Source organism: Nocardioides agri, assembly GCF_013778305.1.
GTDB lineage: Bacteria > Actinomycetota > Actinomycetes > Propionibacteriales > Nocardioidaceae > Nocardioides > Nocardioides agri.
Genome location: NZ_JACEIC010000002.1, coordinates 2081234 through 2105857 on the forward strand (window position 1 = coordinate 2081234; position 24624 = coordinate 2105857).

Genomic DNA, 24624 nt, shown 5'->3' on the forward strand with positions numbered 1-24624 from the left:
CGATCCGTGCGACAGGCCCCCCATCGGTCGGCGCAGGTGCCACCTGAGGCCGCCGCCGTAATTGCCGTGCGTCGGACGTCGTCCTTCGGCGAGACTCCCCGGCATGACCGACGTCCTCGCCCTGCCTGCCGGGCTCACCCAGCGGCCCCTCGTCCTCTCGGACGCCCGCGCCGTCTACGAGGTGATGGCGGCGCAGGAGCAGCGCGACCTCGACGAGGTCTCGATCGAGGAGGCCGACATCGTGGGCGACTGGCAGCGGCCGTCGTACGACGTGTCGGCCGGCACGGTCGGCGTCTTCGACGGCGACCACCTCGTCGCCTACGCCGAGGTCTCGGGGGGCGACCGCGGCGACGCCGCCGTGCACCCCGACTACCGCGGCCAGGGCATCGGCACCGCGCTCGCCGGCTGGATGCAGTCCCGCGCGCGCGCCGCCGGCAGCACGGTCGTCGGCATGCCGGTCCCCGTCGGCTCGGCCGGTGACCGGCTGCTGTCCGACCTCGGCTACCACGTGCGCTGGGAGAGCTGGGAGCTCGAGCTCCCCGAGGGCGCCACGGTCCCCGAGCGTGCGCTGCCGGCCGGCTACGCGATCCGCGAGGCGACCGCCGACGACCACGAGGCCTGCTGGACCGTGCTCGAGGACGCGTTCCTCGAGTGGTCCGTGCGGGAGCGCGACTCCTTCGAGGACTTCCTGGCGCGGACCACCCAGCGGCCCGGCTTCGAGCCCTGGCACCTGCGGGTCGCCACCGACCCCGCCGGCGAGGTCGTCGGGGTCACGTTCGTCTACCTGTTCGGGACGATGGGGTACGTCGACCGGATCGCCACCCGCAAGGACCAGCGCGGTCAGGGCATCGCGCAGGCGATGCTCGTCGATGCGTTCGCGGTCGCTCGCGAGCACGGTGCGCTCACCTCGACGCTCAACACCGACTCCAGGACCGGTGCGCTCGGCCTCTACGAGAGGGTCGGCATGCGGGTCTTCCGTACCTGGGTCAACCGCGCGATCTCGCTCTGATCCAACCCGAATGGACATCTCTCGAGCGTGGCGACTCCCGCGTCACGCACGCATACCCGAATTCGATACACGCGGGCAGCAGTAGAACGCGTTCCATTTCGTCTGCTTGGCTGGGCACATGCCGCGCACCCAGTTCGCCACCCGCTACGACTTCCGGGCCCCGGGCGCCGACCCCGCCACCCGGCAGGAGATCTTCGCGCGCGCGATCGAGCAGGCGGCGTACGTCGACCGGCACGGCCACGACGCCCTGATGGTGTCCGAGCACCACGCGTCCGACGACGGCTACCTGCCCAGCCCGATGGTGGTCGCCTCGGCGTTCGCGGCCGTCACCGCACGGATCCCGATCACCGTGTCGGCGCTGCTGGTCAACCTCTACGAGCCGGTGCGGCTCGCCGAGGACATCGCGGTGCTCGACCACCTGTCGCAGGGCCGGGTCGCCTACACGTTCGGGCTCGGCTACCGGCCCGTGGAGTACGAGCTCTACGGGCGCTCGTGGGCGACCCGCGGGGCCGACGTCGAGGCGCGCATCAGCGCCGTGCTCGACGCGTGGTCCTCGGGCACGGTGACGCCCGCGCCGTACTCCCAGCCGCACCCCTTCCTCTTCTACGGCGGCGGCTCGCCGGCCGCCGCGCGCCGGGCCGGGCGGCTCGGCCTCAACTTCCAGCCCCAGCACGGGTCCGCGGAGCTGAAGGACATCTACGAGGCGGCCTGTCGTGAGGGCGGTCGCGAGCCGGGCCTCGTGCTCCAGGCACCGGACGACGGGCCGGCCAACGTCTTCTGCGCCGCCGACCCCGAGGAGTTCTGGGAGCGCTTCGGCCACCACCTGCTCGCCGACGCCACGGCCTACCAGGAGTGGCACGGCGAGGCCGGGTCCTACGTCGTCGACCACTCGCGCTCGGTCGAGGAGATGCGCACGGCGGGGAAGTACGTCGTGCTCACCGCGGACGACCTCGTCGACCGGTGCCGCTCCGGCGAGATCCGGCTCGTCACCAGCCACCCCGCGTGCGGCGGCCTGCCCGCGGAGCCGTCGTGGGAGAGCCTCCGGCTGATCTCCGAGACGGTGCTGCCGGCGGTCCGGGGGTAGTACGTTGCGAGTCACCACCCGACCTGGTTCGACGGGAGCGAGACGATGACCAAGACCATCGTGTGCGGCATCGACAACAGCCCCACCGCGGCGGCCGCCGCGCGCAAGGCGGCCGAGCTCGCCGTGGCGCTGGGCGGCAACCTCCACCTGGTCTCTGCCTACGGCAAGGTCGAGGCGCAGACCGTCGAGGTCGGCGCGGAGGAGTTCCTGGTGAGCAACGAGATGGAGGCGGACCGGGTCACCGGCGCGGTGGCCCTCGAGCTGCGCCGCGAGTTCCCCGGGCTCCGTGTCCAGCCGGAGGCATCGGGCGGCAAGCCGGGCGACGCCCTCGTGCACTGCGCCGAGCGCCTCGGCGCCGACCTGATCGTGGTCGGCAACAAGCGCACCCAGGGCCTGGCCCGCGTCCTCGGCAGCATCGCCCGCGACGTCATCGGCCACGCTCCCTGCGACGTGTACGTCGCGCACACCCACCGCCGCCACTAGCTCGGACGCACTGCCGGACGTGGCCCCCATCTCGTCCAGCTGACTCGCGCACCCGCACCTCCGCGCTCACCGCGCGTCGGGGCGCACGGTCGTCACCAGGTCGGTCACCGACGGCCGGGGCGGGGTCGAGGAGAAGCCGAAGCCCGGCGCGGGGTGGACCGGGGCAAGGGCTCCGAGGTCGCTCCCGTCGAAGGTCCCCGTCATCGCCTCGACGGTGCGGACGTCCGTCGCGCCGTACCACTCGAGGCGTCCGTCCTTGGCGCTGCCGCGGGTGCGGACCCCGCGCAGCACCACCCGGGCCACCGGATCGGTGATGCTGCACCACCACGTGCTCTCGGCGACCCGGCGCGGCACGAGGCGGAGCAGCCACCCCAGCGGGGTCCGGTCGCCGACGGTCAGGTCCAGCGTCAGCGACCCGGACCGCACCGACCAGCCGTCGACGGCGACCGGTTCGATGCGGACCTCGTCGAAGGAGTAGGTGGCCGCGACGAAGTCCGCGACCTCGGCCGTCGGCGCCAGCAGGACCCGGTGCCCGGACACCGTCTCGACCATGGCGTCCGCGAAGGCGCCGTACGGCGACTCGTCCCACCGTCCGACGACCACGCGCACGCCGCTCGTCGAGCCGACGCCGGCGATCGCCCCACGGAATTGCATCAGCGGATCGGCGCCCCTGACACGGAACGCGCGATGACGAGCCGCTGGATCTCCGAGGTGCCCTCGAAGATCGTGTAGATCTTCGCGTCGCGGGCCATCCGCTCGACGGGGTACTCGCGGGTGAACCCGTTGCCCCCCAGGATCTGCATGGCCTCGGTCGTCACCCTCACCGCGGTCTCGCCGGCGAAGAGCTTCGACATCGAGCCCTCGGCGTTCTCGAAGGTCTTGCCCTGCCGGGCCATCCAGGCCGCGCGCCAGACCAGCAGCCGCGAGGCCTCGATGGAGGTGGCCATGTCGGCGAGCTTGAAGGCGATCGCCTGGTTCTCGATGATCGGCTTGCCGAACTGCTCGCGGGTCTTCGCGTAGTCGAGGGCGACCTCGTACGCCGCGCGCGCGATGCCGATCGCCTGGGCGCCGACCGCGGGGCGGGTGCGCTCGAAGGTCGCCATGCTCGCGTTGCCGCGGGCGCCGCCGCCCTCGCGGGCCCGGGCCAGGCGGCCGTCGAGCTTCTCCTTGCCGCCGAGCAGGCAGCGACCGGGGACGCGCACGTTGTCGAGCACGACCTCGGCGGTGTGCGAGGCGCGGATGCCGTGCTTGTGAAACTTCTGTCCCTGGCTGAGCCCCTTGGTGCCCGGCGGCACGACGAACGACGCCTGGCCCCGGGTGCGCAGCTCCGGGTCCACGACCGCGGTCACGACGTGCACGTCGGCGATGCCGCCGTTGGTGGCCCAGGTCTTGGTGCCGTTGATGACCCACTCGTCGGTCGCCTCGTCGTAGGTCGCCCGGGTGCGCATCGCGCCGACGTCGGAGCCGGCGTCCGGCTCGGAGGAGCAGAACGCGCCGAGCTTGAGGTCGCCGGGCGTGCCGTACATCTGCGGCACCCACTCGCCGACCTGCTCGTCGGTGCCGTTGGCGCGCACCCCGGCGGCCGCGAGCGAGGTGCCGACGATCGACAGGCCGATGCCGGCGTCGCCCCAGAACAGCTCCTCCATCGTGACCGGGAACCCGAGGCCGGTCTCGTCGAAGGCCTGGGTGGCGATGAAGTCGACGGAGTAGAGCCCGATCTTGGCGGCCTCCTCGACCACCGGCCAGGGGAACTCCTCGCGCTCGTCCCACTCGGCGGCGGCGGGCCGCACCACGTCGGCGGCGAAGCGGTGCACCCACTCGCGCAGCTCGAGGTGGTCGGGGCCCAGGTCGAAGGACGGCGTCGTCGGCTCGCTCACGGTCGGCAGGCTACCCACCGAGCGGTCCGGGAATGCCGGACCCGGGCTTGACCTTGCCCCAGGGGGCAAGGCCTAGCGTCGCAGTCGAGGAGGCACGATGCGGATCGGCGAGGCGGCCAGCAGGGCCGGGGTGAGCACCAAGGCGGTGCGCTACTACGAGTCGCTCGGGCTGGTGACGGCCCCGCGGCTGGCCAATGGCTACCGGGACTACGACGAGGCGCAGGTGCGCCGGATCGGCGAGATCCGCGGCCTGGTGCGGCTCGGCATCCCGGCCGAGCAGACCCGTCCCTTCCTGGACTGCCTGGACTCCGGGCAGGCTGCCGGGGACGACTGCCCGGCGTCGCTGGACACCTACCGCGCCGCCATCGCCGACCTGGACCTCCGGGTCGTGGAGCTCGCCGAACGCCGGGAAACCCTGGCCGCCCGCCTGGCCGAGGCCACCGCGCGCTCCGCTCCTCGCTGCCTGTTCACCCCCACCGAGGAGATCCCGTGAAGACCGACGCCCCTGCCTTCCCGACCGTCACCGACGCCACCTTCGCCGATGAGGTGCTCGGGTCCGAGAGCCCAGTCCTGGTCGACTTCTGGGCCGCGTGGTGCGGCCCGTGCCACCAGCTCGCGCCCGTCCTCGAGCGGGTCGCCGGCGAGCTCGACGGCCGGCTCCGCGTGGTCGCGCTCAACGCGGACGAGAACCCGGTGACCTCCGCGGCGTACCGCGTCCTCGGCCTGCCGACGATGAAGGTCTTCGCCCGCGGCGAGGAGATCGGCTCGATCACCGGCAGCCGCAGCGCGAGCGCCCTGCGCGACCAGCTGGAGCGGATCCTCGGCTGACCGCACGGACGGGTCGAGCCGCGGTCAGACGTGCGCGGGGGCCTCCGGGTCGAGCTCCGCCTCGACGCCCGGGTCGCCGGCATCGACGTGGTAGTCCTGGGCACGGGTCTGGTCGACGCCCTCGTTGAGGTTCATCGCCCGGAAGACGAACGTCAGCAGCACCGCGACGAGAAGGTTCGCGAGGAACGCGATCAGGGCGATGTAGAACTTCGTCTCGGTGAACGGGAAGTTCACGAGCGGACCGCCGAAGTGGTCCTGCACGGGCGACTTGACGCCGTACGCAAGCCAGGTGCCGTAGGCCATGCCCACCGCCCAGCCGGCGAACAGCGCCCACCGGTGCAGCCAGCGCGTGTAGAGGCCGATCACGATCGCCGGCAGCGTCTGCAGGATCCACACCCCGCCGAGCAGCTGCAGGTTGATCGCGAAGTCCTTGGACAGGCCGAGCACGAACACCAGCGCCCCGAACTTCACCACCAGCGAGACGACCTTGCTCTGCGTCGCCTCCTGCTTGTGGGTGGCGTCGCGGTTGATGAACGCCTTGTAGACGTTGCGGGTCCAGAGGTTGGCGGCGGCGATCGACATGATCGCGGCCGGCACCAGTGCGCCGATCACGATCGCGGCGAACGCGACGCCGGCGAACCACGGGCTGAACTGGTCCTCGAAGAGCTGCGGCACCGACTGCTGCGGGTTCTCGACCTTCACCCCCGCCGCGATCGCGACGAAGCCGAGCAGGGCGAGCAGCCCCAGCAGGAAGGAGTACGCCGGCAGCAGGGCCGCGTTGCGGCGGATCACGCTGCGGCTGCGCGTCGACAGCACGCCGGTCACCGAGTGCGGGTACATGAACAGCGCCAGCGCCGAGCCGAGGGCGAGGCTGCCGTAGGCCCAGTGCAGCAGCTCCGGCGGCATCGTGGCCTTGGGGGCGGCCTCCCCGGCCGCGATGGCGTCGGCGTTCTCGGTGTTGAACGTCGCGAAGCTGTCGGCGGCGGTGCTGAAGATGTGGTCCCAACCGCCGACCTGGGACGGGATGTAGATGACGGCGACGATGATCACGACGTAGATCAGCGTGTCCTTGACGAACGCGATCAGCGCCGGCGCCCGCAAGCCGCTGGAGTAGGTGTAGGCGGCCAGCACGACGAACGCGATGAAGAGCGGCAGGTGGTTGACGAACCACGTGTCGCTGCTGGTGCCGATGCCCATCACCTGCAGCACGACCTCCATGCCGACGAGCTGCAGCGCGATGTAGGGCATCGTCGCGAGGATGCCCGTGAGGGCGACCACGAGCGCGAGCGCCCGGCTGTCGTAGCGGCCCTGGACGAAGTCCGCGGGGGTGACGTAGCCGTGCCGGTGGCTCACCGACCACAGGCGCGGCAGGAAGACGAAGATCAGCGGGTAGACCACGATCGTGTACGGCACGGCGAAGAAGCCGACCGCGGAGCCGGCGTACAGGGTCGCGGGCACCGCGATGAACGTGTAGGCCGTGTAGATGTCGCCGCCGATGAGGAACCAGGCGATGAACGTGCCGAAGCCGCGGCCGCCCAGGCCCCACTCGTCGAGGCTGTCGAGGTCGGCGCGACGCCAGCGGGCGGCGGCGAAGCCGAGCACCGTGACGAGCAGGAAGAGGAAGACGAAGACGCCGAGGACGACGCCGTTGACGTTCTCGATCATCGGCCGGCCTCCCCGTCGAGGCGGTCGGCGCCGGCGTCGTCCGGCGGCGGGTCCGGGGTGAGGCCGTGCCGGACCCGGCTGTCGCGGTCGGCGGCCTGAGCCAGCCGGTAGGCGGTGAGCGTCAGCCCGACGGCGACCACGATCAACGCCATCTGGAACCAGAAGAAGAACGGCCAGCTCCCGAGGGTGGGCTCCTCACGGTCGTAGAGCGACACCCACAGCGGCAGGATCACCGCCGGCGCCAGCAGCACGAGGATCAGGGGCCACCGGCTCCTGCCGTGGCCGGACGTCGGCTCAGGTCGATCGGGCAGGTCAGACATGCGCGCACCTCCGAGCGGTGACCGGTGACGTGCGTCACCATCACGCCTTTTACCCATTCGGGCGAGGCGGCGAACGTCGGCCGTCTACGCCCGGGGTCTGCCGCGGTGGCCCAGCCCCGGCGTCCAGATCCAGCGGCGGCGCGCGAACAGGACCACGAACGCGACCAACACCGCCACCCCCGGGGTGAGCGGTGTCGTCGCGATCAGCACGATCAGCGCCGCCACGGCCAGCGGCAGCCAGCCGCGCGGGATGCCGAGGCAGCGTCGGCGGTACGCCGGGCCGCTGACGACCGGCCGGTGCGCCGGCACGCCTCCCGCGACCGGCAGGTCCCGGAAGAGGTCGGTCAGGTCGGCCCGGGTGCGGGCGCTCCAGACCGCGTCGACGCGCTCGGCGTGCTCCTCGGCGGAGAGGCGGCCGGCGACGAAGTGGTCGCCGAGGGCTGCGGCCGCCTGCTCACGCTCGACGTCGCTCACCCGCAGCTGCTCGTCCATCAGGCGTCCTCGGCCTCGGCCGTGCCCTCGTCGCCGTCGGCGAGGATGCCGTAGAGCCGGCGCCGGGCGTCGACGAGGACGTCGACGGCGGCCTGGCGCTGGGCGTCGGTCCCGGTCGTGACGATCTGCCAGACCGCGTTCATCACCTGCGCGATCTCGGGCCGGAGGTCGACGCCGTCGCCGAAGTCCTCCCGGTCCCGCCCGGCGGCCTCGAACGGCGCCCACACGGCCGCCAGCTCGGCGTCGTTCTCGGCGGCGTACGCCGCGCCGGCGTCGGTGAGCCGCAGGCTGCGCCGGCCGTTGACCTCGGCGGTCTCGACCAGGCCCTCGTCCTCGAGCTGCTGGATGGTCGGGTAGACCGAGCCGGGGCTGGGGCGCCAGGCGCCCTCGCTCCGGGCGGCGATCTGCTGGATCACCTGGTAGCCGTTGATCTCCTCGCCGGCTTCCTGCGCGGTGCGGACGACGTCGAGGATCGCGGAGCGGACGTCGCCGCGGCGCACCCGCGGTCCGCGCTGGCGCTCGCCCTGGGCGAGGCCGAACAGGCCCGCGACCCAGGGCGGCGGTCCGGGGTGGCCCGGCCGGCCGAAGCCGCCCGGCCCGCCGCCCCACGGCCCAGGGCCCCACGGCCCGGGGCCCCAGCCGCCGCGGCGGCCGCCGTGCTGGCGGCGCTCACCCTCGGGGTGCTGCGCCCACTGTCGGTTGTATCCCTTGTGTCCCATGGAAGGACTCCTTCGCTGTCTGAATCTGTGTCTGTGTGTGGTGTCATCGCGGGGCGACAGTCCTTGAAGGTCGTTCACTGTCGTCAACCTGTCGCGATATATCGGAAGCGTACGACGACGGAGGCGCCGCCGCAAGCAGGCCCCACGGTCGGCCGGTGAGTCAGCCGGTGAGTCAGGCGGGAGTCAGGCGGCTACCGGGCCAGCCAGGCGGCGTACGCGTCGAAGGTGTAGGGCCGGCCGAGGAAGTCCGCGACCAGGTCGGCGGCGTCGCTGGCGCCGCCGGGGGCGAGCACCCGGTCGCGGTAGCGACCGGCGACCTCGGGGTCGAAGAGGTTCGCGGGGTCGAAGGCCGAGAACAGGTCCTTCGCGATCACCAGCGACCACATGTAGGTGTAGTAGCCCGACGAGTAGCCGGAGAGGTGCCCGAAGCTGGCGAACATGTGCGTGCCCTCGAGGTAGGGGAACGGCGAGTAGCGCGCCTGGAGCTCCTGCATCGCGACGGTCAGGTCCGCGGGCCGCGCGGTGTGGAACCAGTAGGACATCGCGGCGTAGAACATCTGGGTCCGGGCCTGGTAGCCCTTGCCGAAGTCGTCGGCCGCGCGCATCCGCTCCACGAGGTCGGCCGGGATCGGCTCCCCGCTCGCCGACACCGCGAACGTGCGCAGCACGTCGGCGTCCCAGGCCCACTCCTCGAGCATCTGGCTCGGCGCCTCGACGAAGTCCCACTCCGTCGCGACCCCGGCGAAGCGCGTCCACTCCCCCGAGCCGCCCAGGACGTGGTGGACGAGGTGCCCGAACTCGTGGAAGAGCGTGACGACGTCGTCGTGCTCCATCAGGCCGCGCGAGAAGTTGCAGACGAGCGCGCCCTCGGCCAGCTGCCGCCCGGCGAGGCCGTCCGCGAGGGTGAACTGCGCCGCGTGCTTGTACTTCCCCTCCCGCGGGTGCAGGTCGAGGAAGATCCGACCGATCCGCTCGCCGTCCCTCACGACGTCGTACGCCGTGACGTCCGGGTGCCACACCGGGGCGTCGGGCACCGCGTCGTAGCGCACCCCGAACAGGCGGGCGGTCACGTCGAGCAGCCCCTGCCGGACCCGGGCGAAGTCGAAGTAGGTGCGCACGGTCTGCGCGTCGACGTCGTGCCGCTCCTGGCGCACCAGCTCCTCGTAGTAGAGGGAGTCCGCGGTCGTGATGGAGGTCGCGTCGGGGACGTCGCGGCGGAAGCGCTCGAGGAGCAGGTCGAGGTCGCGGCGCATCGGCCCCTCGGCCGCCTCCGCGATCCGGTCGATGAACGCCGGGATCGCCTCGCCGGTGCCGATCATCTTCACGGCCGCGTCGTAGGACGCCCAGTCCGGGAAGCCGACGAGCCGGGCGAGCTCCTCGCGCAGCGCGAACAGCTCCTGGAGCAGCGGCTCGTTCTGCGGCCAGCCGCGCTCGAGGAACGCGACGGTGATGTCGCGCCGCACGCCGGCGTCGTGGGCGAACATCCGCACCGGCAGCACGTCGGGGTAGTCGGTCGTGACCGTCACCAGCCCGTCGTCGTCCGCCGGGTGCGCGTCCAGCCAGTCCTGGGGCAGCCCGGCCAGCCGTGCGGGCGGCACCCGCACGGTGCGGACGTCGTCGCGGATGGTGCGGCCGAACTCCTGCCCCACCGAGGTCAACCGGTCGTTGATCTGCGCGATCCTCGCCCGCGCGGCCTCGTCGCGGTCGACGCCCGCGCGCCGGAAGTCCTCGAGGGTCTTGTCGAGCAGCCGGGCGGCGACGGGGTCGAGCCCGCCGGCGTCGGCCGCAGCGAAGACGTCGTACAGCGCCCGGTCCTGACGCAGCTCGGTGACGTAGCGGTCGACCTCGACCTCGGCCTGCTCGCACGCCGTGCGCACCGGCTCCGACGGGTGGACGTTGGCCAGCAGCGACGCCGCGGCGGCGACGTTGCTGAGCTGCCGGGACAGCTCGTCCCACGCGCGCAGGAGGTCCAGGGTCCCGGCCGGCGGCGTGGACCGGAGGTCGTCGGCGATCGCACGGGCGGCGGCCAGCCCGTCCCGGGTCCTCGCCTCCGCCCACTCCAGCGCGTCGTCGTCGGCGGGGAGGGCGAGCGGCTCGGGCGCGGTCATGGCGCCAGACTGCCACGCCTCCGGGCCAGGTAGGCGCGCTCCGCGGTGTTGCCGGACGTCTCGATCGCCGCGTCGTACGCCGCCCGCGCCTCGTCGCTGCGGCCGAGGCGGCGCAGCAGGTCGGCGCGCGTCGCGTGCCAGGCGTGGTACGTCGTGAGGTCGAGCCGGTCCACCTCGGCGAGCGCGACCTCGGGTCCGTCGAGCTCGGCGACCGCCACCGCGCGGTTGAGCGCCACCACCGGGCTGGGCGCGACGGCGTACAGCTGGTCGTAGAGCGTCGCGATCTGCTCCCAGTCCGTGGCGCTCGCGTCGGGGGCGTCGGTGTGCACGGCGTTGATCGCGGCGAGCAGCTGGTACGGCCCCGGTCGGCCCCGCACCAGGCACTCCCGGACCAGGTCGTGGCCCTCGGCGACGAGCGCGCGGTCCCAACCGCCGCGGTCCTGGTCGCGCAGCGGCACGAGCTCGCCACGGTCGTCGACCCGGGACGGGCGCCGCGCCTCGGTGAGCAGCATCAGGGCCAGCAGCCCGGCGACCTCGGGCTGCTCGGGCATCAGGTCGCGGAGGATCCGGCCGAGCCGGATCGCCTCGCCGGTGAGGTCCTCGCGGATCGAGTGCTGCCCGGAGGAGGCGAGGTAGCCCTCGTTGAACACGAGGTAGACGACCGCCAGGACCCCGCCGAGCCGGGCCGTCAGGTCTTCGGCGGCGGGGACCCGGTAGGGGATCTTGGCCGCCGCGATCTTCTTCTTCGCGCGGGTGATCCGCTGCGCCATCGTGGTCTCGGGGACGAGGAACGCCTGGGCGATCTCGGGGACGGTGAGCCCGCCGAGCAGGCGGAGGGTCAGAGCCACCCGGGCCTCGGGAGCGAGAGCGGGGTGGCAGCAGGTGAAGATCAGCCGGAGCCGGTCGTCCTCGACGATGCCGGTCGGTTCGTGCGGGGTGTCGTCCTCGAGCATGAGAGCCGCCTGGTGCTTGGCGTGGCGGTGGGACTCCCGTCGGATCCGGTCGATCGCGCAGTTGCCCGCGGTCGTCGTCAACCAGCCGCCGGGGTTGGGCGGCACGCCGTCGGCGGGCCAGCGTTCGAGTGCGACCAGGAGGGCCTCGCCGGCCGCCTCCTCGGCGATGTCGATGTCGCCGAAGCGGCGGACCAGCGAGGCGACGACCCGGCCGTACTCCTCGCGGTAGATCCGTTCGACCGCCGCGTGCGCGTCGGTCACCGGATCCTCACTCGCTCTGGAAGGGCCGGACCTCGACCCGCCCGCCACAGGCCTTCGACCCGTCGGCGGCCCACGTCAGCGCGGCGTCGAGGTCGGGGAGCTCGAAGATCCAGAAGCCGCCGAGCCACTCCTTGGACTCCGCGAACGGACCGTCGGTGACGATCGCCTCGGCACCGCGGTTGTCGACGGTGGTCGCCGTCTCGATGGGCTCGAGGCCCCCGGCGAAGACCCAGATGCCCGCCGCCTGGGCTCGCTCGTTGAAGGCGCCGACGTCGGCGAACATCTTCTCGATCACGGCCTGGTCGGTGGGCAACGCGTCGTCACCCGCGCCGTGGTGGACGGACAGCATGTACTGCGGCATCGCCTGACTCCTTCATCCGGAGGGCCCGGGTGGCCCTCTCGACCTCTCCACGAACGACCGCGTCCGGATACGACACCTTTCCCGAAAACCTCTCGGCTGCCTACCGTGGCGGCCCACACCGTCGGATGTTCCGCATCCATGCCGGCCCTGCTGCCCGTACCCTGAGCGCGTGCTCCCTCGGTCGCTCGTGCGCGCGTGCGCGACGTCCGCCGCGCTCGCCCTCCTGTCGGCCGGCCCCGTCGGCGCCGCCGACGGCGCCCGGCCGCCGCAGGACCCCCGCCGCACCCAGGGCCTCTTCGTCGACGCGACGATGCCGGCCTACCAGCAGGGCGGCGCCTACCAGCAGCGGATCGGCACGGTGTCACAGTCGTTCTGGGTGATCCCGGAGGCGTACGGCGTCGACGCGGTGCGCAGCACGGTGCAGGAGTACACCGGCAACGCGAGCGCCGCGCGGAGGACGCCGGTGCTCACCGTCTACGGCATCCCCGGTCGCGACTGCGGGAGGTACTCCTCCGGCAACCCGCTGAGGACCGCACCGGAGTACCGCGCCTGGATCCGACAGGTCGCCCGCGGGCTGAGGGGCACGAAGGCGCTCGTCGTCCTCGAGCCCGACGCGCTGCCCCTCTTCAGCAGCGACCTCGCCGCCTGCCCGACCAGGCCGTCCGGCTGGCCGGCGATGCTCCGGTTCGCGAGCAGGACGCTGAGCAGGACCGGCGCCTGGGTCTACCTCGACGCCGGGCACTCCGACTGGACGCCCTACGAGGCGCGACCCCGCTTCCTCGAGGCCGCCGGCGTGCAGTTCGCCCGCGGGATCAGCACCAACGTCTCCAACTTCCGGCCCACGGCGGACGAGAAGGCCTACGCGCTCACGCTGCTGCGCGGGCTGAAGGCGCTGGGCATCAGGGGCAAGAAGTACGTCGTCGACACCTCGCGCAACGGCGGGACGCCGAGCGCCGGCGGCCACGACGCCATCAACCCGACCTGGGCGCGGGTCGGCGCGAGGCCCCGGCTGGTGTTCGAGGGTGCGTTCGACGGCAGGCTCTGGATCAAGCATCCCGGCGAGTCCGACGGGTACGAGAACGGTGGGCCGGCCGCGGGGCAGTGGTGCGACTTCCTCGCCGACCGGCTGCTCGGGTTCCCCGAGAGCGGCACCTGCTGAGGAGGCGACGATGGCGACGTACACGGTCAACCCCGACGCCGTGGCCCACGTCCGCGCGCTGATCGACAAGCGGCAGTACGTCCTCGACAGCGACTGGGGCGACGTGCAGCCGCGCGCCGACGCCGAGAACGCCTACCTCGAGCGGCACTCGTGGGAGGAGTACGCCGCCTGGCACCTCGGCCTCACCGAGGGCGCCAACGACGAGACCAAGGCGCGCTACGCGTTCGTGTGCGGCGACCTGCGCCGGGTGCACCGCAGCGGCCTCATCGCGTGCGTCTACCGCGCCGCCGAGTGGCGCCACAAGGCGGTCGAGCGCGCGGCGTACGACCTGCTCCAGCGCCTCGACGAGGTCGCCGGGATCGAGTAGCCGGGACTCGGCTCACCAGCCCGCGGTGCCGGGGCCGCCCTTGAACGGCCCGGTGACCCGGCTGGTGATCCACCCGCCGTAGAAGCCGCCGGGCTGCGGCGTGACGACCTCGCCGTCGACGGTGCAGCGGTCGACCGCCCCCGGCATCACCGCCACGGCGCCGGCGATCTCCTCGAAGCCCGCGGTGGGGGTCGGGTAGGTCCAGGCGGCGCGGGGCACCACCCGGTCACCGACCACGAGGTCGAAGTACGACGCCTGCCCCTTCCACTCGCACCAGGTGTGGCCGGTGGCCGGTCGCAGCACGTCGGCGACGAACGCAGCCCGGGGCAGGTAGTAGGTCGGCGGGTGGCTGGTCTCCAGCACCCGCCAGCTCCGGTCGCTCGCGGCGACGACGCGGCCGCCGAGCTCCACCTCGACGTGCTCCGCGCTGGCCTCGAGCCGCGGCGGGCGCGGGTAGTCCCAGACGGACTCGGGAGCGAGGTGGCTCACACCTCGACAGTACCGGCGCCCGGAACAGCCGCCCGCCGGGTTAGGTTCGGGAATCGTGCAGCGACTCCGTGGCCTCGTGGCCGACACCCGCCCGCTGCGCAACGACAACTTCCGGCGGCTCTGGATCGCCGGCGTCATCACGATGGTCGGCGCCCAGCTCACGGTCGTGTCGGTGCCGGCGCAGATCTACGACATCAGCGGCTCCTCGGCGTACGTCGGCCTGACCGGCCTGTTCGGCCTCATCCCGCTGGTCGTCTTCGGGCTCTGGGGCGGCGCGCTGGCCGACCACTTCGACCGGCGCACGATGATGCTGATCACGACGAGCGGCCTGATCGGGACCAGCGCGCTCTTCTGGCTGCAGGCCGCCCTCGGCAACGCGAACGTCTGGGTGCTGCTGGGCCTGTTCGCGGTGCAGCAGGCGTTCTTCGCGGTCAACTCCCCCACCCGCCAGGCGATCCTGCCCAAGCTGCTGCCGGCCGAGCAGCTGCCGGCGGCGAACTCGCTGACCATGACCGTCTTCCAGGCCGGCGCGATCGGCGGGCCGCTCGTCGCCGGCATCCTGATCCCGGTCATCGGCTACGAGTGGCTCTACCTCATCGACACGCTCACGCTGTTCGCGACCCTGAGCGCCGTCATCCGCCTGCCCCGCCTCCCGGTCGACAACCCGATCGGCTCGCCGGGCCTGCGCTCGGTGATCGAGGGCTTCCGCTACCTGCGCGGCCACACCGTGCTGCTGATGTCGTTCGTCGTCGACCTGATCGCGATGATCTTCGGCATGCCGCGGGCGCTCTTCCCGGAGATCGCGCACGTCTCCTTCAACGGCCCGGACGAGGGCGGCCTGGTCTTCGCGCTGCTCTTCGCCGCGATCCCGGCCGGCGCTGTCATCGGCGGCGTCTTCTCGGGGTGGGTCTCCCGGGTCGAGCGGCAGGGGTACGCCGTCATCGTCTGCATCCTCGTCTGGGGTGCGGCGATGACCGGGTTCGGCGTTGCCGTCGCGCTCGCGGACCACTGGCAGCAGGCGATGCTCGTGGTCGCCCTGCTCATGCTGGTGATCGGCGGTGCCGCCGACATGGCGTCGGCGGCGTTCCGGACCTCGATGCTGCAGAGCGCCGCCGACGACGCCGTGCGCGGCCGACTCCAGGGCATCTTCATCGTCGTCGTCGCCGGCGGCCCGCGGGTCGCCGACGTCGTGCACGGCGCCAGCGCGGCGATGGTCGGTACGGCGGCCGCCGCGGCCGGCGGCGGCATCCTGGTGATCGTCGGCACCATGGTCGCGGCGGTCGCGGTGCCGTCGTTCATTCGGTACCGGATCACCCGGACACCTACCATCACCCGGTGAACCGCCCCGCGATCGACCCCGACGACCTCGCCACCACCGTGCGAGTCCTCGGCCAGCTGCACCACCTCGACCAGGACGACCCGGACCTGGTGACCGTCAAGCGCGCGGCGTCGCACCTGTACAAGGCGCTCAAGGCCGAGCGCCGCACCCGCAAGCGCCAGGCCGAGCTGGCGCACGACCGGGCTGTCACCGAGGCGACCGCGACCGGCTCGCCGATGCGCATCGACGACGAGACCCAGGGGATCCCGCTCGTCTCCAACGCGCCGGGCGCCTTCGCCGGCGAGCTGATCAACCCGCGCGGGTGCTACATCTGCAAGCAGGACTACACGCTCGTCGACGCGTTCTACCACTGGCTGTGCCCGGGCTGCGCGGCGATGTCGCACGCCAAGCGCGACCAGGGCACCGACCTCACCGGCCGCCGCGCGCTGCTGACCGGCGGCCGCGCCAAGATCGGCATGTACATCGCGCTGCGGCTGCTGCGCGACGGCGCCCACACCACGATCACGACGCGCTTCCCGCACGACGCCGTACGCCGCTTCTCGGCGCTGGAGGACAGCGCCGAGTGGATCGACCGGCTCAAGGTCGTCGGCATCGACCTGCGCGACCCGACGCAGGTCGTCGCGCTGGCCGACGAGGTCGCGGCCGCCGGCCCGCTCGACATCCTGATCAACAACGCCTGCCAGACCGTCCGTCGTACGCCGGGCGCCTACGGCCCGCTCGTCGAGGCGGAGCTCGCACCGCTGCCGAGCGGCGGCACGCTGCCCGAGATCGTCTCCTTCGACCGGATCAGCGACGCCCACCCCGCCGCGCTCGCGGGCACGCTGAAGCAGCACGCGATCGCCCACCACGAGACCCCGGCGCACACGCCCGCCTCGATCACGGCGCTCGCGCTGCAGGCGGGCAACGCGAGCCTCGAGGCGCACCTGGCCGGCACCGCGGTCGACGCGGGCGGCCTCCTGCCGGACCTGCAGACCACCAACTCCTGGACGCAGACCATCGACGAGGTCGACCCGCTCGAGCTGCTCGAGGTGCAGCTCTGCAACGCGACCGCGCCGTTCCTGCTGATCTCGCGGCTGCGCGCCTCGATGCGGGCCTCGTCGGCGCGGCGCACCTACGTCGTCAACGTGTCGGCGATGGAGGGCCAGTTCGGCGGCCGGCGCTACAAGGGCTCGGGTCACCCGCACACCAACATGGCGAAGGCGGCGCTCAACATGCTGACCCGCACCAGCGCGGGCGAGATGTTCGAGACCGACCGGATCCTGATGAACGCCGTCGACACCGGGTGGATCACCGACGAGCGGCCGCACCAGGACAAGCTGCGGATCGCGGCCGAGGGCTGGCACGCGCCCCTCGACCTGGTCGACGGCGCGGCGCGGGTCTACGACCCGATCGTGCGCGGCGAGGCCGGCGAGGACCTCTACGGCCGCTTCCTCAAGGACTTCGTGCCGGCACCCTGGTGACGCGCGAGCCGGAACAAGTCGGCCCGCCAGGCCGTTCGTCACACATGACCACCATCGGCATCATCGGCAGCGGCAACATCGGCGGCACGCTCGCGCGGCTCTTCGCGGCGCAGGGCCACGAGGTCGTCGTCAGCAACTCACGCGGACCGGAGACGCTCTCGGAGCTGGTCTCCGAGATCGGCGGCTCGGCCCGGGCGGCGACGGCGGCCGAGGCCGCGGAGGCCGGCGACGTGGTCGTCGTGTCGGTCCCCTTCCTCGCGGTCGACTCGCTGCCGGTCGAGCCGCTGGCGGGCAAGGTCGTCATCGACACCAACAACTACTACTGGGAGCGCGACGGCCACGTGGCCGACATCGACGAGGGGCGGACCACGCCCAGCGAGATGCTCCAGGCGCACCTGCCGACCTCGTCGGTCGTGAAGCTCTTCAACGCGATCCGCGCCGACCACCTGCTCACCCAGGGCACCGCGAGCGGCACCGACGGCCGCCGGGCCCTGCCGCTGGCGGGCGACGACCCGGCCGCCAAGGCGACGGTCGCCGCCCTCACGGACGAGATCGGGTACGACGTCGTCGACGCGGGCCCGCTGGCCGAGGGCTGGCGCTTCGACCGCGACCAGCCGGCGTACGGCCCGGAGGCGGACGCCGCCACCCTCGCCGACCTGCTCGCCCGGGCCACGCGCGCCTCCGACGCAGCGTAGGCGGCCGGTGGCAGGATCCGTGCCGTGGACGCGATGGAGTGCGACGGCTGCGGGGCGACGATGCGCTGGGAGACCTCCCACTCGCGGTGCGACCGCTGCGGCTACATCCGCCCGTGCTGCGAGGGCGCGCCGGTGACGGCGGGCTGCGTCGTCCCCACGACCGCGGGCTAGAGCAGCCCGCGGAGGTACGCCGCCTGGCCGATGTGCTGGGCGTCGTCGTCGACGATGCTGACCAGCCGGACGCCGCGGGTCACCGGCGGGTCCCAGGCGCGGTCGACGACGTCGTCGAGCTCGGCCTCGGTGACGGTGCGCAGGTAGGCGACCGACGCCTCGTGGGTGGCGCGGAGGTAGCCGGCGAGCAGCTCGGCGCTCGCCCGGACCTTGCCCACCTGCTCGCTCGTGTGGCCGTAGCCGTGGTCGTCGGGGTCGAGGTCGAGCCCGAAGCGCTCCGCCCAGCCGTCGCGGACCCACACCTCCTCGGTGCCGGCCAGCGGGGCCATCTGGGCGTCCTGCACCCGCGCGGTGTGCCAGACCAGCCAGGCGATCGAGTTGGCGTCGGGCGTCAGCCGGTGGGCGAGCTGCTCGTCGGTCAGTCCGGCGACCACGGCCTCGCCGTTGTCGAGGATCCGCTCGAGGAAGTCGATGTAGATCTCCGCAGGAGTCATGCCCCGACACTAATCAGGGTGACCGACAGCCGGTCTCGGTGTGACGATCGGACCATGGCCTCCGAGGTGCCGACCCTCTTCGACTGGGCGGGCGGGCGCGACGCGCTGCGCCGCTTCCTCGACTGCTTCTACGACCGCGTCGAGCAGGACGAGGAGCTCGCCGGGTTCTTCCCCGGCGGGGTCTCGGAGGAGCACCGCGACCACGTCACCACCTGGTGGGCCGAGGTGCTGGGCGGACCTGACGCCTACACCCGCGAGCTCGGTGGCTACGCGGCGATGCTCGCCCACCACCGCAACCTCTCGATCACGCCCGAGCAGCGGCACCGGTTCGCCACGACGATGAGCCTCGCGGCGGACGACGCCGAGCTGCCCGACGACCCGGAGTTCCGCGCCGCGCTGATGGGCTACGTCGAGTGGGGCACCCGACTCGCGATGCACAACTCCCAGCCGGACGCCGAGGTCGTCGAGCAGGCGCCTGTCCCGCGGTGGGGGTGGGGCGTGGCCCCGCCGTACCAGCCCTGACCTACCCGCGGATCCGCTCCAGGCGGGCCGTGAGCAGCGGGACCCGGTGCGCGTTGCCGGGCAGCTCGACGTAGCGCTCGCCGTACGCCGCGAGCAGCGCGTCGTCGAGGCGGCGGACCGCGCCGGGCGGGTACTTGTACTCCATCTGCGCGACGATGCCGTCCGCGTCGATCGCGGCCAGCGCCTCGCCGAGCTCGGCGAGGGTGCCGACCCCCAGCTCGTGCAGGAGGGCGGCGATCCACTCGTAGTGGTCCGGGCGCGACCACTCGGCGTCGGCGTACTGGGCGGCGAGGTAGGCCGCGAGCTCGCGCGGGTTGATGCCCTCCGCGCCGGCCTCGACGTCCTCGACCGCGCCGCCTCGCAGCCGCTCGCGGATCGTGGTGAACTCCTGGTCGGCGAGCTCGAGCAGCCCCGCCGCCAGCGTGAACCGGCGGTCGAAGTCGCGGGCGTGCTCGGCCGGCACGCTGCCCTTGTAGCGGATGTCGTGCTCGAACTCCGCCCAGGCGTGCTGCAGGACGGTCCGGACCTGGACCTGGGCGACGGGGTCGTCGTCGTGGGCGACCTGGAGGTGCCGGCTGGCGTAGCCGAAGCGGCCCTCGCTCGCGGTCTCGTGGCCGAGGTCGCGGTCGTCGAGGATCCGCAGCTGGGAGCCGAGCACCTCGGCGACCGCGGCGACGTCGGCGCGGACGTAGGTGATCACCCGGACGCCGATCTGGTCGCCGATCTCGACCAGCGGGTCGGTGTAGGCCGGCAGCCCGTCGACGGTCCGGGCGGCCTTCGCCTCGAACGACGCGACGCTCTTGGCCCGCCCGGTCACCGACAGGTAGTTGATGCCCGCCTCGTCGAGGATCGAGGTCACCAGCGCGACGTACTCCTCCGCGACGGCGACCAGCCCGGGCTGGCGCACGGCGTACTCCTCCACCGCCCGGCGGATCGCGCCGTGGGTGTCGAGCAGGGTCGGCGTGACGATGTAGCCCTGCTCGAAGGAGCCGTACGTCGTGAGCCGCTTCGGCCACCGGTGCGCCATCAGGGCGACGTAGGCGCAGACCACGGCGTCGACCTGGTCCTCCGCGCGGCCGAGCTCGCTCTTGCGGCTCGCGGTCGCGACCTGGGTGCGCAGCGCCCGCCAGGTCGGGTCGGGCGGCACCAGCCGCTCGAGGTGGTCCATGAGCCGCAGCAGCTCGGCCTGCATCGACTCGAACGTGCGCCCGGGCTTGGACTTGTACTTCAGCGTCTTGGCGAGGTTGAAGAGCACGATCGTCGCCGGGTGCGGATAGACCTCGATCGCCCGCCGCTGCCGGCCCGAGCGCGGATCCATGTCGAGCTGGAGCTGCCGGCAGATCCGGGCGCCGCGGGTGCCGGCCGCGAACTCCGGCTTGCCGGTGTTGGACGGGTGCGCGCCGGCCTCGAAGCGGTGGAAGTCGGCGTTGAGGTCCTTCTCCGCCTGCCGCGACCCGGTCGCGTTGGCGACGATCAGCGGGGCGTCGATGCCGACGATGCAGGCGTCCTCGGTGTACGGCGCGAGGGTGTCGACGATCTCCGCGTCGGTGTGCACCGACGAGAGGTGGACCAGGTGGCCGTCGGCATCGAGCACGGCCAGGCCGGTGCGCTGCTTCTCTCCCCAAGCGAGGTCGACGCCCACGTAGAACACGGGGACAGCCTGCCCTACCGCCGGGCGCCGAGGACCCCGGGCACGACGAACCGCTCGACGAGGGCGCGCTCCTCCGTCTCGTCGCGGCCGGGCACGATCAGGAGCGAGACGATCACCCGCACCAGCCACCGCGCGGTCTCGCCGTCGCCGAGCATCCCGACGACGGCCTCGGACTGGGCGAGCTCCGCGGTCGTCCCGGCGTCGGCGGCGCCGAACCACGCGAGCAGCTCGGGGCGGGCCCGGACCTCCCGCAGGGCCGCGAGGATCGCCTCGACCGGGTCGTCGGTCGGCAGCAGCCCTCCGATCCGGCGCGCCTCCCGTTGCACGAACGCGACGTGCAGCTCGTGGCGGTCCGGGAAGTAGCGGTAGAGCGTCGCCCGTGAGCAGCCCGCCGCCCGGGCGATCTCGCCCATCCCGACCGCGTTGACGCCCCGCCCGGCGAACAGACCGGCCGCGGCGTCGAGGATGGCCTCGGTCTTCACGGCGCGAGCGGCACGGTCGTCGGACGGCGGACGTAGGGCCCGGGCGCCCACTGCACGCCGTCGAGGTCGACGGTGAAGTCGGGGCAGCGGGCCAGGAGCTCCTCCAGCGCCACCCGGGCCTGGAGCCGGGCGGCCGCGGCGCCCAGGCAGTGGTGGCTGCCCTGGCTGAAGGTCAGGATCTGCGTCGGCCGGCGGCGTACGTCGAGCTCGTCGGCGTCCGGGCCGTAGCGGCGCGGGTCGCGGTTGGCGGCGCCGTAGTGCAGCAGCACCTTGCGGCCCGCCGGGATCGTCGTCCCGTGCACCTCGACGTCGCGGGTGGTGGTGCGGGCCAGCGCCTGCACCGGCGAGGTGAGCCGGAGCAGCTCCTCGACCGCCTCCTCGACGAGCGTGGGGTCGTCGAGCAGCAGCCGGCGCTGGTCGCGGTCGGTCTCGAGCAGCTGGACGCTGCCGCCGAGCATGCCGGTGGTGGTGTCGTTGCCTCCGGTGACGACCGTGAAGACGTACGCGAGGATCGAGAGCACGCCGCGATCGTCGTCCCCGACCCCGGCCGCGACCAGGTGGGAGACGGTGTCGTCGCCGGACTCGACGCGGCGGCGCTCGACCAGCTCGGCGAAGTAGCCCATCATCGCGGCGACCGCCTCAGCGGCCTCGGCGACGGCTCCGGCCGAGCTCGCGGAGACGATCGCGTCGGTCCAGTCGTCGAAGGCGCCGCGGTCGCCCTCGGGGACCCCGAGGTAGTGCGCGACCACCATCGTCGGCAGTGGCTTGAAGAGCGCCTCGACGATGTCGCCGCCGCCCTGCTCGCGCAGCCGGTCGAGCCGCTCGGCGACGAACGCGCGCACCAGCGGCTCGAGCGTGCGCACCTGACGCGGGGTGAACCCCCGCGAGACCAGGCGCCGGAACGCGGTGTGGTCGGGCGGGTCCAGCATCACCAGCGGGAGGTTGTCGGCGAGGCCGATCCGCTCCAGCTCGTCGTACTCGGTCGTGAGGCCCTGGGCGGAGGAGTAGGTCGCGGTGTCGACCGCGGCGGTCAGCACGTCGGCGTGCCGGGACAGGACGAAGTAGTCACGACCGCCGTCGCGGGGGACGCGGTGGACCGGGTCGTGGTCGCGGAGGTCGGCGTACGCCGGCCACGGGCTGGCCCAGGTGTCGGGGGTGGCGTGGTGGTACACGCCCGCCATCGTGAGACAAATCCGTAGATCTGTCCAACGCGCCCGGGTCCCGTCAGAGGCCGGCGCGCTCCAGCGCGACCCGGGCGGAGCGCGCGGCCGACGCGGCGCGGGTGGCCCGGCGGGTGCGGCGCGCCCGCGCGATCCGGACCTCGTCACCGGACCGGAGAGCGTGGTCGACGGCGATCGCGGAGTTGACGGTGAGCGGGTTCATGACTGCCTTCTCTGGGTGGTGGTTCCTCGGGTTCCTCTGACCCTCACGCTCCCCGATGAGGTAGTGGCCAGACATCGGGAGGAGTCCCGATATCGCGGCCAGATACCTCAGTGTCGACTGATTCTGAGTTCCTCAGAGCGTCAGCCTTCGGATCCGGTCGCGCACGGTCTACGCCCGGGAGACCCGTCCGGTTGCCTCGCACCGGCCCCTTTCTTCGGCGGCCCGGCTCAGCCCCCGGCGTACTCCCGCGCGATCGCGGCGCCGAGCCGGGCGTTGTGGCGCACGAGCGCGATGTTGGCGGTGAGCGAGGCGCCGCCGGTGATCTCGACGATCCGGCCGAGCAGGTACGGCGTGGCGTCCTTGCCCGTGATGCCGAGCGCGTCCATGTCGGCGAGCGCCCGGTCGATGATCGCGCCGATCTCGTCGGCGGGGATCTCGTCCTCGAGCGGGATCGGGTTCGCGACCACGACGCCGCCGTCGAGACCGAGGTCCCACTTCGCCCGCATGACGGCGGCGACCTCGGCGGCCGAGTCGACGCGCATGGGGGCCCGGTGCCCGCTGGAGCGGGAGTAGAAGGACGGGAACTCGTCGCTCCCGACGCCCAGCACCGGCACGCCGAGCGTCTCCAGCATCTCCAGGGTCAGGCCGATGTCGAGGATCGACTTCACGCCCGCCGACACCACCGCGACGGAGGTCTGGCCCAGCTCGGTGAGATCGGCGCTGACGTCGAAGGTCTGCTGGGCACCGCGGTGGACGCCGCCGAGGCCGCCGGTGACGAAGACCCGGATGCCGGCCATCGCCGCCAGGCGCATGGTCGCGGCGACCGTCGTCGCGCCGTGGGCGCGGCGCGCCACGACGTACGGCAGGTCCCGGACGCTGACCTTGGTGACGTCGTCGTCGCTGGCGAGCAGCTCGAGCTGCTCCGCCGAGAGCCCGATGCACAGCCGGCCGTCGAGGATCGCGATCGTGGCGGGCGTCGCGCCGTGCTCGCGGACGATGCCCTCGACCTCGGTCGCCATCGCGACGTTCTGGGGGTAGGGCATGCCGTGGCTGATGATCGTGCTCTCCAGCGCGACCACCGGCCGGCCGGCGGCGAGCGCGTCGGCCACCTCGTCGGCGAGGTGGAGGGCGGGGTGCGGTGCGTTCATGCGGTGGTGCTCCTGACGAGACGGTCGGTGAGGTCGGGGCGGACGGTGTGCGGACTGGCGATCGTGAGAGCGGCCGCCGCGTGGCCGTACGCCGCCGCGTCGGCCGGGTCGGCGCCGTCGAGCAGCGCGTGGCAGAACGCGGCGAGCATGGCGTCGCCGGCACCCGTCACGTCGACGACGTCGGCAGGGACGGCGTCCAGGGCGACGACCCCGTCCGGGCCGCTGAGCAGCGAGCCGGCAGCGCCGAGGCGCGCCCAGACCAGCTCGACGCCGCGGTCGTGGAGCGCCGCGGCGGCCTGCTGGACCTGCCGGTCGGTGCGCGTCGGCAGGCCGGTGAGCGCACCGAGCTCGTCGCGGTTGGGCGTGAGGGCGTAGACCGGACGGTCCGCGGTGACCAGCGGTGCCAGCGCCGCGGCCTTCGGCACGCTGACCGGCTCGAGCACGACCCGGGTGCCGGCCGCGGCCGAGAGCTCGAGCGCCAGGGCGAGGGTGCGGGTCGCGAGGTTGCCGTCGAGCACCACGAGCGACGCGGAGGCGAAGAGGTCGCGGGCCGCGTCGACCTGCTCGGGGGCGAGCTCGTCCGTGGCGGCCATGTCGGCGACCGCGACGACGAGCTCGCCCTCGGCGTCGAGCACGGCGGTGTAGGTGCCGGTGGCGCGCGCGCTGCGGCGTACGTGCTCGACGTGCACGCCGGCACCGGAGGTCGCCGAGAGCACCTGGTCGCCCAGGGCGTCGGCACCCACGGCGGCCACGAGGTGGGTGCGGGTGCCGAGGCGGGCGAGGTTCTCGGCGACGTTGCGGCCGACGCCGCCGGCCGACATCGTCGCAGCGCCGGGGTTGCTGGTGGCGAGCACGGCCGGGCGGGTGCTGCGCGCCTTGACATCCATGTTGGCGCCGCCCACGACGAGGACCGACGCCTGCTCGCTGAGCACGTAGCCGCGGCCGAGGATGACGCCCTTCTTGCCGAGGTTCGACAGGTGCACGTTGACGGCGGCCCGCGTCGTGCCGAGCTCGTGCGCGATCGCGGCGGACCCGATGAGCGGGTCGCGGCGCAGCAGCGCGACGATCTCGCGCTCACGCTCCGTCAGAGACATGCTTGTCATC

29 protein-coding genes are annotated in these 24624 nt (G+C 73.0%); 12 read left to right on the plus strand and 17 right to left on the minus strand.

Features of this window, described 5'->3' with window-relative positions:
• The first annotated feature begins 103 nt into the window (after positions 1-103).
• The 3 genes from HZF07_RS14630 (at position 104) to HZF07_RS14640 (ending at position 2576) form a co-directional block, all read left to right on the plus strand.
• The gene (locus HZF07_RS14630; RefSeq protein ID WP_157342659.1) at positions 104-1009 is read left to right on the plus strand and encodes a GNAT family N-acetyltransferase; all 906 of its coding nucleotides are present in this window, start codon (positions 104-106) and stop codon (positions 1007-1009) included.
• A 118-nt stretch (positions 1010-1127) separates the two neighbouring features.
• Positions 1128-2093, plus strand: coding sequence for an LLM class flavin-dependent oxidoreductase (locus tag HZF07_RS14635; RefSeq protein WP_157342661.1), 966 nt, complete (start codon positions 1128-1130; stop codon positions 2091-2093).
• Between the two features lie 45 nt (positions 2094-2138).
• On the plus strand, positions 2139-2576 hold the full coding sequence (locus HZF07_RS14640; protein ID WP_157342663.1) for a universal stress protein: 438 nt from the start codon (positions 2139-2141) through the stop codon (positions 2574-2576).
• Positions 2577-2642: 66 nt separating this feature from the next.
• On the opposite strand, the gene HZF07_RS14645 is transcribed toward HZF07_RS14640, so the two are convergent.
• On the minus strand, positions 2643-3230 hold the full coding sequence (locus tag HZF07_RS14645) for a hypothetical protein (protein ID WP_157342664.1): 588 nt from the start codon (positions 3228-3230) through the stop codon (positions 2643-2645).
• A complete protein-coding gene (locus tag HZF07_RS14650) occupies positions 3230-4453 on the minus strand; it encodes an acyl-CoA dehydrogenase family protein (protein ID WP_309504756.1) in 1224 nt (407 codons plus the stop codon). The genes HZF07_RS14645 and HZF07_RS14650 overlap by 1 nt, the downstream gene beginning before the upstream one ends.
• 97 nt (positions 4454-4550) lie before the next feature.
• On the opposite strand from HZF07_RS14650, the gene HZF07_RS14655 reads away from it, so the two are divergent.
• The gene (locus HZF07_RS14655) at positions 4551-4946 is read left to right on the plus strand and encodes a MerR family transcriptional regulator (RefSeq protein ID WP_157342666.1); all 396 of its coding nucleotides are present in this window, start codon (positions 4551-4553) and stop codon (positions 4944-4946) included.
• Positions 4943-5281: a thioredoxin family protein gene (locus HZF07_RS14660; protein ID WP_181645213.1), complete on the plus strand. Its 339-nt coding sequence runs from the start codon at positions 4943-4945 to the stop codon at positions 5279-5281. The genes HZF07_RS14655 and HZF07_RS14660 overlap by 4 nt, the downstream gene beginning before the upstream one ends.
• A gap of 24 nt (positions 5282-5305) precedes the next feature.
• Here the strand turns inward: HZF07_RS14660 and mctP are convergent, their stop codons facing one another.
• The 7 genes from mctP to HZF07_RS14695 form a co-directional block, all read right to left on the minus strand.
• Complete coding sequence (gene mctP / locus HZF07_RS14665) at positions 5306-6946, minus strand: monocarboxylate uptake permease MctP (RefSeq protein WP_157342668.1); 1641 nt, start codon at positions 6944-6946, stop codon at positions 5306-5308.
• Complete coding sequence (locus HZF07_RS14670) at positions 6943-7266, minus strand: DUF3311 domain-containing protein (protein WP_157342670.1); 324 nt, start codon at positions 7264-7266, stop codon at positions 6943-6945. The genes mctP and HZF07_RS14670 overlap by 4 nt, the downstream gene beginning before the upstream one ends.
• An 84-nt stretch (positions 7267-7350) precedes the next feature.
• Entirely contained in the window at positions 7351-7758 is a 408-nt protein-coding gene (locus HZF07_RS14675) for a DUF1707 SHOCT-like domain-containing protein (RefSeq protein ID WP_157342672.1), read from the minus strand.
• Complete coding sequence (locus tag HZF07_RS14680) at positions 7758-8477, minus strand: PadR family transcriptional regulator (protein WP_157342674.1); 720 nt, start codon at positions 8475-8477, stop codon at positions 7758-7760. Before HZF07_RS14680 ends, HZF07_RS14675 begins: the two co-directional genes overlap by 1 nt.
• 191 nt (positions 8478-8668) lie before the next feature.
• A complete protein-coding gene (locus HZF07_RS14685) occupies positions 8669-10585 on the minus strand; it encodes a M3 family metallopeptidase (RefSeq protein WP_157342676.1) in 1917 nt (638 codons plus the stop codon).
• Positions 10582-11799 (minus strand): RNA polymerase sigma factor, encoded by a 1218-nt coding sequence (locus HZF07_RS14690; RefSeq protein WP_181645214.1) that lies wholly within the window; start codon positions 11797-11799, stop codon positions 10582-10584. Before HZF07_RS14690 ends, HZF07_RS14685 begins: the two co-directional genes overlap by 4 nt.
• A gap of 7 nt (positions 11800-11806) precedes the next feature.
• Positions 11807-12160, minus strand: coding sequence for a YciI family protein (locus HZF07_RS14695; protein ID WP_157342677.1), 354 nt, complete (start codon positions 12158-12160; stop codon positions 11807-11809).
• A gap of 169 nt (positions 12161-12329) precedes the next feature.
• Between HZF07_RS14695 and HZF07_RS14700 the strand changes: the two genes are divergently transcribed.
• Both HZF07_RS14700 and HZF07_RS14705 read left to right on the plus strand, forming a co-directional pair.
• A complete protein-coding gene (locus HZF07_RS14700) occupies positions 12330-13319 on the plus strand; it encodes a glycoside hydrolase family 6 protein (protein WP_157342679.1) in 990 nt (329 codons plus the stop codon).
• Positions 13320-13329: 10 nt separating this feature from the next.
• A complete protein-coding gene (locus HZF07_RS14705) occupies positions 13330-13686 on the plus strand; it encodes a hypothetical protein (RefSeq protein ID WP_157342680.1) in 357 nt (118 codons plus the stop codon).
• A gap of 12 nt (positions 13687-13698) precedes the next feature.
• On the opposite strand, the gene HZF07_RS14710 is transcribed toward HZF07_RS14705, so the two are convergent.
• The gene (locus tag HZF07_RS14710; RefSeq protein WP_309504758.1) at positions 13699-14175 is read right to left on the minus strand and encodes a DUF427 domain-containing protein; all 477 of its coding nucleotides are present in this window, start codon (positions 14173-14175) and stop codon (positions 13699-13701) included.
• A gap of 55 nt (positions 14176-14230) precedes the next feature.
• Between HZF07_RS14710 and HZF07_RS14715 the strand changes: the two genes are divergently transcribed.
• Genes HZF07_RS14715 through HZF07_RS14730 form a run of 4 tightly spaced genes read left to right on the plus strand, consistent with a single transcriptional unit; the run spans position 14231 to position 17840 of the window.
• A complete protein-coding gene (locus HZF07_RS14715; RefSeq protein ID WP_181645215.1) occupies positions 14231-15514 on the plus strand; it encodes an MFS transporter in 1284 nt (427 codons plus the stop codon).
• Entirely contained in the window at positions 15511-16974 is a 1464-nt protein-coding gene (locus HZF07_RS14720; RefSeq protein ID WP_181645216.1) for an SDR family NAD(P)-dependent oxidoreductase, read from the plus strand. Before HZF07_RS14715 ends, HZF07_RS14720 begins: the two co-directional genes overlap by 4 nt.
• Positions 16971-17669, plus strand: coding sequence for an NADPH-dependent F420 reductase (locus HZF07_RS14725; protein WP_309504759.1), 699 nt, complete (start codon positions 16971-16973; stop codon positions 17667-17669). Before HZF07_RS14720 ends, HZF07_RS14725 begins: the two co-directional genes overlap by 4 nt.
• 24 nt (positions 17670-17693) lie before the next feature.
• The gene (locus HZF07_RS14730; protein ID WP_157342683.1) at positions 17694-17840 is read left to right on the plus strand and encodes a hypothetical protein; all 147 of its coding nucleotides are present in this window, start codon (positions 17694-17696) and stop codon (positions 17838-17840) included.
• Here HZF07_RS14730 and HZF07_RS14735 read toward each other — a convergent pair.
• Positions 17837-18334 (minus strand): mycothiol transferase, encoded by a 498-nt coding sequence (locus HZF07_RS14735; protein ID WP_157342685.1) that lies wholly within the window; start codon positions 18332-18334, stop codon positions 17837-17839. The genes HZF07_RS14730 and HZF07_RS14735 overlap by 4 nt on opposite strands.
• Positions 18335-18388: 54 nt before the next feature.
• On the opposite strand from HZF07_RS14735, the gene HZF07_RS14740 reads away from it, so the two are divergent.
• Positions 18389-18856, plus strand: a complete 468-nt coding sequence (locus HZF07_RS14740; RefSeq protein WP_157342686.1) for a group II truncated hemoglobin — start codon at positions 18389-18391, stop codon at positions 18854-18856.
• Between the two features lies 1 nt (position 18857).
• Here HZF07_RS14740 and HZF07_RS14745 read toward each other — a convergent pair whose 3' ends face one another.
• The 6 genes from HZF07_RS14745 to HZF07_RS14770 all read right to left on the minus strand — a co-directional run bounded on the left by HZF07_RS14745 (position 18858) and on the right by HZF07_RS14770 (position 24614).
• Positions 18858-20507 (minus strand): DUF429 domain-containing protein, encoded by a 1650-nt coding sequence (locus HZF07_RS14745; protein ID WP_181645217.1) that lies wholly within the window; start codon positions 20505-20507, stop codon positions 18858-18860.
• Positions 20508-20521: 14 nt separating this feature from the next.
• Positions 20522-20989: a TetR/AcrR family transcriptional regulator gene (locus tag HZF07_RS24000; RefSeq protein ID WP_181645218.1), complete on the minus strand. Its 468-nt coding sequence runs from the start codon at positions 20987-20989 to the stop codon at positions 20522-20524.
• The gene (locus HZF07_RS14755) at positions 20986-22161 is read right to left on the minus strand and encodes a cytochrome P450 (protein ID WP_309504760.1); all 1176 of its coding nucleotides are present in this window, start codon (positions 22159-22161) and stop codon (positions 20986-20988) included. The genes HZF07_RS24000 and HZF07_RS14755 overlap by 4 nt, the downstream gene beginning before the upstream one ends.
• Positions 22162-22213: 52 nt before the next feature.
• Positions 22214-22372, minus strand: a complete 159-nt coding sequence (locus tag HZF07_RS14760; RefSeq protein WP_157342688.1) for a hypothetical protein — start codon at positions 22370-22372, stop codon at positions 22214-22216.
• A 227-nt stretch (positions 22373-22599) separates the two neighbouring features.
• Positions 22600-23520: a pseudouridine-5'-phosphate glycosidase gene (locus HZF07_RS14765; protein WP_157342689.1), complete on the minus strand. Its 921-nt coding sequence runs from the start codon at positions 23518-23520 to the stop codon at positions 22600-22602.
• A complete protein-coding gene (locus HZF07_RS14770; RefSeq protein ID WP_157342690.1) occupies positions 23517-24614 on the minus strand; it encodes a carbohydrate kinase in 1098 nt (365 codons plus the stop codon). Before HZF07_RS14770 ends, HZF07_RS14765 begins: the two co-directional genes overlap by 4 nt.
• Between the last annotated feature and the right edge of the window lie 10 nt (positions 24615-24624).

Excerpts from the sequence above, each read along its gene's own strand:
- HZF07_RS14740 (WP_157342686.1), top strand. The coding sequence starts at position 18,389 with ATGGCCTCCGAGGTGCCGACCCTCTTCGACTGGGCGGGCGGGCGCGAC.
- HZF07_RS14675 (WP_157342672.1), bottom strand. The coding sequence starts at position 7,758 with ATGGACGAGCAGCTGCGGGTGAGCGACGTCGAGCGTGAGCAGGCGGCC.
- HZF07_RS14635 (WP_157342661.1), top strand. The coding sequence starts at position 1,128 with ATGCCGCGCACCCAGTTCGCCACCCGCTACGACTTCCGGGCCCCGGGC.
- HZF07_RS14770 (WP_157342690.1), bottom strand. The coding sequence starts at position 24,614 with ATGTCTCTGACGGAGCGTGAGCGCGAGATCGTCGCGCTGCTGCGCCGC.
- HZF07_RS14645 (WP_157342664.1), bottom strand. The coding sequence starts at position 3,230 with ATGCAATTCCGTGGGGCGATCGCCGGCGTCGGCTCGACGAGCGGCGTG.
- HZF07_RS14705 (WP_157342680.1), top strand. The coding sequence starts at position 13,330 with ATGGCGACGTACACGGTCAACCCCGACGCCGTGGCCCACGTCCGCGCG.
- HZF07_RS14695 (WP_157342677.1), bottom strand. The coding sequence starts at position 12,160 with ATGCCGCAGTACATGCTGTCCGTCCACCACGGCGCGGGTGACGACGCG.
- HZF07_RS14765 (WP_157342689.1), bottom strand. The coding sequence starts at position 23,520 with ATGAACGCACCGCACCCCGCCCTCCACCTCGCCGACGAGGTGGCCGAC.
- HZF07_RS14680 (WP_157342674.1), bottom strand. The coding sequence starts at position 8,477 with ATGGGACACAAGGGATACAACCGACAGTGGGCGCAGCACCCCGAGGGT.
- HZF07_RS14630 (WP_157342659.1), top strand. The coding sequence starts at position 104 with ATGACCGACGTCCTCGCCCTGCCTGCCGGGCTCACCCAGCGGCCCCTC.
- HZF07_RS14760 (WP_157342688.1), bottom strand. The coding sequence starts at position 22,372 with ATGAACCCGCTCACCGTCAACTCCGCGATCGCCGTCGACCACGCTCTC.
- HZF07_RS14735 (WP_157342685.1), bottom strand. The coding sequence starts at position 18,334 with ATGACTCCTGCGGAGATCTACATCGACTTCCTCGAGCGGATCCTCGAC.
- mctP (WP_157342668.1), bottom strand. The coding sequence starts at position 6,946 with ATGATCGAGAACGTCAACGGCGTCGTCCTCGGCGTCTTCGTCTTCCTC.
- HZF07_RS14640 (WP_157342663.1), top strand. The coding sequence starts at position 2,139 with ATGACCAAGACCATCGTGTGCGGCATCGACAACAGCCCCACCGCGGCG.
- HZF07_RS14685 (WP_157342676.1), bottom strand. The coding sequence starts at position 10,585 with ATGACCGCGCCCGAGCCGCTCGCCCTCCCCGCCGACGACGACGCGCTG.
- HZF07_RS14670 (WP_157342670.1), bottom strand. The coding sequence starts at position 7,266 with ATGTCTGACCTGCCCGATCGACCTGAGCCGACGTCCGGCCACGGCAGG.
- HZF07_RS14655 (WP_157342666.1), top strand. The coding sequence starts at position 4,551 with ATGCGGATCGGCGAGGCGGCCAGCAGGGCCGGGGTGAGCACCAAGGCG.